Source organism: Bacillus sp. C30 (assembly GCF_040838255.1).
Taxonomy (GTDB): domain Bacteria; phylum Bacillota; class Bacilli; order Bacillales; family Bacillaceae_G; genus Bacillus_A; species Bacillus_A mycoides.
On record NZ_JBFPJH010000369.1, the window covers coordinates 1 to 3,005 of the forward strand.

Here is a 3,005-nt window from a genome sequence, read left to right on the forward strand (position 1 = left end):
TTTATATATTACATTGTTCAAAAACAAAATAATATTTGATATTATTTTCTTGAGTCCATTTCAACAAAATAACCAATAAAAAAGAGGACGCAATTGCGTCCTCTTTTTTATAAATCTTTTACTCGTAGTACACGCATTGCATTTAATACTGCAAGTAACGTCACACCAACATCTGAGAAGACTGCTTCCCACATTGTTGCAATACCAAAGGCGCCGAGTAATAACACTAACCCTTTTACCCCTAATGCAAATATAATATTTTGCCATACGATGCTACGTGTACGTTTTGCAATTTTTACTGCTGTCACAATTTTTGAAGGCTCATCAGTCATAATAACGATGTCAGCAGCTTCAATTGCTGCATCTGACCCTAAGCCGCCCATCGCAATACCAACGTCTGTCCTTGCTAGTACTGGCGTATCATTAATACCATCACCGACGAATGCAATCTTTTCTTTACCGCGTTTTGCTGCATCAATTTTTTCGATTTCTTCTACTTTTTGGTGTGGTAATAATTCGGCATGAACTTCATCTAAACCTAATTCTTTACCAACAGCTTCCCCGACTGATTTTGCATCACCAGTTAACATGACTGTCTTCTTAATACCTAGTTCTTTTAACTTTTGAATTGCTTGTTTTGAATCCTCTTTTACCTCATCAGAGATAACAATATAACCTGCATATTTACCATCTACAGCAACATGAACTAGTGTACCTACTGTATTTGGTTGCTTAAATGTAATGTTTTCTTTGCTCATTAATTTAGCATTACCTGCGAAAATTTCTTTTCCTTGTACTTTTACAACCGTACCATGACCAGAAATTTCACTATAGTCTTCAATAGCATTTTCATCGATTGATTTTCCATATGCATTTCGAATAGATTGTGCAATCGGATGATTTGAATATACTTCTGCAAATGCTGCATATTCTAATAGCTCTTCAGCTGTGATACCTTCACTAGGCTCCATCTTCGTAACTTTAAAGACACCTTTTGTTAATGTTCCTGTTTTATCAAAAACGATATATTTCACATCATTCAATGCTTCTAAATAGTTACTTCCTTTTACTAAAATACCACTTTTAGATGCCCCACCAATACCGCCAAAGAATCCAAGAGGAATCGATACAACGAGCGCACATGGACAAGAGATTACTAAGAACACTAAAGCTCTATAAATCCAATCGGAGAATGTAGCACCCTCTAAAATAAGTGGTGGAATAAATGCCATTATTGCTGCTGTTATAACTACAACAGGAGTATAATAACGTGCAAACTTTGTAATAAAGTTTTCTGTTGGCGCTTTTTTGCTACTTGCATTTTGTACTAAGTCTAAAATTTTCGATACAGTGGATTCACCGAACTCTTTTGTAACTTCGACAATTAATACACCATTTTGGTTTACAAAACCACTTAATACGTCATTACCAACTTCTACTTCCCTCGATACAGACTCACCTGTTAACGCTGAAGTATCCATCATTGATGTTCCCTCAACCACTTTCCCGTCTAACGGTACTTTTTCACCTGGTTTTACGATAATATACTCACCAATTTGCACATCTTCTGGTGATACTTGTTTCGTTTCGTTTCCAACTTTCACATTCGCATAGTCAGGACGAATATCCATTAATGACGTAATTGATTTTCGAGAACGATTTACTGCAATACTTTGGAACAGTTCCCCTACTTGGTAAAATAGCATAACTGCTACCGCTTCTGGATATTGTTGAATCGCGAAAGCTCCTAAAGTTGCAATTGCCATTAAAAAGTTTTCATCGAACACTTGGCCGCGAGTTATGTTTCTTACCGCTCTCCAAACGATATCTCCACCTATTAATAAATAAGCAAGGACGAATAATGAAATTGTTATCATTTGCGGTAATCCGGCTAACGCAGCAATTCCTGTCAAAATTCCACCGACTACTAATCTTCCTATCATCTTTTTCACATTTCCATCACCATGATCATGGTCGTGTCCTTTTTCCTCTTCACGAACAACTTTTACATCAGGCTCTAACTTTTGAACAACATTTTTTATATTTTGTACAGTCGATTCAAGTTCTCGTTTATTTGCAACTTCTACTCGTAATTTCTTTGATACGAAATCAACAGTCGCTTCTGAAATTGTTGGCATTTCCTTTACCTTATTTTCAATCTTCATTGCACAATTTGCACAGTCTAAGCCTTCTAATACAAATACTTCTTTTACTGATTTTGTTTTTTGCTCTTCTTGCACTTTAATATGTGGCTCTAATTTTGTAACAAGTTGCTTCGCTTCCGTAACAACTTGATTTTCTTTATTTTGCGGTGTTTCTAAAAGCATCGTTTTTGTTGCAAAGTTTACGGAACAAGATGTTACCCCTTCTATATTCCCAACACCTTTTTCAATTTTCATTGCACAATTTGCACAATCTAAACCTTCTAGCATAAGTTTCTTTTTCACTAATGCTTCTGCCATCGTTCTCCCTCCTCGCTTTTTTATTCTTCCTCGTTTACGTGCTCAAACGCTTGCTCGAAGATATGAATTACGTGTTGATCAGCTAATGAGTAATAAACTACCTTTCCTTCTTTACGGTTCTTTACAAGCTTTGCTTGCTTTAATACACGAAGCTGATGTGAGATTGAAGATTGCGTCATTCCTAATAAATAAGCTAAATCACAAACACACATTTCAGCTTCAAATAATGCATGTAATATTCTCGTACGTGTACGGTCACCTAATACTTTAAATAATTCTGCTACTTTACTTAAACTTTCATCAGTCGGAATTGTTTGTTTTACTTGATCCACGATTTCCTCGTGAATTACCGTTTGAGAACATGCTTCCTGTTGCGTTTCTACTTTATTTTCAGCCATCACAGCTCACCTCTTCATTTGAACATATGAACAACTATTCATATGTCTTATACCTTTATTATATGAGCGTCCATTCATATGTGTCAATGAATTCTCATACATTTTTTAAAACATTTCGTTCACATTTCAAAATAAACATATAAAT

At 35.5% G+C, this 3,005-nt stretch carries 2 protein-coding genes; both read right to left on the minus strand.

What is annotated here, in order from left to right; translation table 11 throughout:
• Positions 1-107: 107 nt before the first annotated feature.
• Positions 108-2,462 carry a heavy metal translocating P-type ATPase gene (locus AB3X49_RS20350; RefSeq protein WP_367964368.1) on the minus strand — a complete coding sequence of 785 codons (2,355 nt, stop codon included), beginning with the start codon at positions 2,460-2,462 and terminating at the stop codon, positions 108-110.
• 20 nt (positions 2,463-2,482) lie between these two features.
• On the minus strand, positions 2,483-2,860 hold the full coding sequence (locus AB3X49_RS20355) for an ArsR/SmtB family transcription factor (protein WP_002010461.1): 378 nt from the start codon (positions 2,858-2,860) through the stop codon (positions 2,483-2,485).
• Positions 2,861-3,005: the final 145 nt, after the last annotated feature.